The organism is Pantoea sp. BAV 3049 (genome assembly GCF_009765445.1).
GTDB lineage: Bacteria > Pseudomonadota > Gammaproteobacteria > Enterobacterales > Enterobacteriaceae > Erwinia.
Genome location: NZ_WHOY01000031.1, coordinates 4,291 through 6,280 on the forward strand (window position 1 = coordinate 4,291; position 1,990 = coordinate 6,280).

At 50.8% G+C, this 1,990-nt stretch carries 3 protein-coding genes; all 3 read left to right on the top strand.

Going from position 1 to position 1,990, the window contains the following annotated elements:
• The first annotated feature begins 398 nt into the window (after positions 1-398).
• From GSQ70_RS00730 to GSQ70_RS00740, 3 genes are read left to right on the top strand one after another with little or no spacing between them, the layout of a single operon-like run.
• On the top strand, positions 399-992 hold the full coding sequence (locus GSQ70_RS00730; protein ID WP_370521024.1) for a recombination protein NinG: 594 nt from the start codon (positions 399-401) through the stop codon (positions 990-992).
• Positions 989-1,228 (top strand): hypothetical protein, encoded by a 240-nt coding sequence (locus tag GSQ70_RS00735; protein ID WP_158780489.1) that lies wholly within the window; start codon positions 989-991, stop codon positions 1,226-1,228. Before GSQ70_RS00730 ends, GSQ70_RS00735 begins: the two co-directional genes overlap by 4 nt.
• The gene (locus tag GSQ70_RS00740) at positions 1,228-1,758 is read left to right on the top strand and encodes an antiterminator Q family protein (protein ID WP_158780490.1); all 531 of its coding nucleotides are present in this window, start codon (positions 1,228-1,230) and stop codon (positions 1,756-1,758) included. The genes GSQ70_RS00735 and GSQ70_RS00740 overlap by 1 nt, the downstream gene beginning before the upstream one ends.
• Positions 1,759-1,990: the final 232 nt, after the last annotated feature.

Consider the following 1,990-nt stretch of genomic DNA (forward strand, 5'->3'; position numbering starts at 1 on the left):
TACCGCTAACGAACTCCTTTCCCGCTACGCCTCCCGCAACATCCAAACTCGTAAGACGCTCGCAACCGACCCGCGCCTCTGGCTGGTTAGTGCGCTGCTGCCCGAGATGAAGCGAGAGCCAAAGCCGGACAGGACATATCAACAAAGTATCTGGAGCTGATTATGAAGCAGCGGTGTTGCAGTTGCTATCGACCACTAACTGCTGAGGAGGCTTACTGGTATGGAGCGTCATGCGAATTATGTGAACAGTATTACCGGTGCCATGAACACGAGTTCCCGCTATCGCACGGTGAGTACCAGTTCAGGTTCTGGCTGCGCAGGCTGTAGCATTCAGTTGGAGCCGGAAGAGACGTATTGCTGCGAAAGCTGCGCAGCGTTTTACGAAATGACTGATCCCAATGGCTATGGAGATGATGATGGTTAAAGGCATCAAGCCGAAGCCGAAGAAGTGCAAATGCTGCCCCACCAAGTTCACACCCCGCAATAGCCTACAAACCGTCTGTTCTCCAAAATGTGCAATCCAACTCGCTAACCAACTATCCGAGCGCAAGCAAAAGCGCCAGGAGAGGGAGCAGCGTGCTGCATGGAACAAGCGCAAAGCCGATGTGAAGCCTTTAAGCCACTGGATGAACATGACCCAGCGGGCATTTAACGACTACATCAGGGCGCGGGACGGGGAAATTTGCATCAGTTGCGGCAGTGCCTGGGCGATCAGCTATCACGCCGGGCATTACCGGACGACGGCGGCAGCATCTCACCTTCGGTTCAACGAGGACAACGTTCACAGCCAGTGTTCGGCATGTAACGTTCACCACTCCGGCGCGATTACTCAATACCGGTTCAATCTCATCAGGAAAATCGGCCTTGAGCGCGTACTGGCGCTTGAATTTGATAACAACCCTCACCGATACACCCGCGAAGAACTGTCCGCGCTACGTGCGTTGTACAGGGCTAAATTACGGGCGTTGATTAAGCAAAGAGAGGCAACATGAGCAAGGAATACGTGAAAAAAATCCATTACCCATGTGAAACAGGAGCCATCTTTCAGGGCGTTATCTTTGTGATCCGACCGCAGCATTGCTCTGAATTGCTATCCGAGGCAGATAAGGCAACTGAGTTCTATCTCAATTATTTTCCCTACGCGACCCTTGAAAATATCCGTGAAGGCATCCGCTACTCGTTTGGTGGCCTTTATCTGACAGATGATCAGCTTGTTCTGGAGGCATGATGACCATACGCGAACTAAGTCTCACCAAAGAGCAGCACGACTGGCTGAATGGCTGGCTGGAGTTGTGGGGGGCATGGGTTTACAGCGGCAGACTGGAAAAGCGCCAGAGCAGCGTCATAGCGCAGTATATGGCGACGGTTGAACCGCAGTCGGGCATGAGCAGACCAATGTGTAATGACGATGACGGAATGTTGATTTCTCAGGTCGTAGATTCCGTCATGTGCATTGATAAAAAGGCGTTTGGTATTCTGCTTAGTTACTACGCACACGGCTCTTCCAAGCGTGCAATTGCATCTTACTATCACAAGTGCGCAAGTCCTCGCAAAATCGACAAGGGCAGAAATGGGGAGGGGTGGAGAAAGCCGTCATATGGAACCTGTCGCAATGAAGTAGATGATATTCTCAGAGCAAGCCTTTGGATGATCTACCATCCGCTTCGAACTGCATTCAACGAGCGTAAACATGTAGCGAAAATTAAACATATCGCGAAAAGGGGGTTGACATCACTTAGCCATTTAGCCACTATATAGGGGTATGCTGCCGTACGTGTTCATAGAATGCGACGGCGGCTTTTTTATGCCCAAATTCTGCACAACAGGTGAAAGCATTTAGCGGGCGTACACTGGACGTCACAGAGGCGTTGAGTGTTTTCTCCGATGTATAGAATTAACCCCAGCATCGACGGATGCGGTAATAGTGCTAAAGGCGCGGGGTAATCCTTCTCCCGGTAAACAAATATGTTGACATGGTAAGCATTAATGT

Coding starts and splice junctions, on each gene's coding strand:
- GSQ70_RS00735 (WP_158780489.1), top strand. CDS start 989: ATGAGCAAGGAATACGTGAAAAAAATCCATTACCCATGTGAAACAGGA.
- GSQ70_RS00730 (WP_370521024.1), top strand. CDS start 399: ATGGCTATGGAGATGATGATGGTTAAAGGCATCAAGCCGAAGCCGAAG.
- GSQ70_RS00740 (WP_158780490.1), top strand. CDS start 1,228: ATGACCATACGCGAACTAAGTCTCACCAAAGAGCAGCACGACTGGCTG.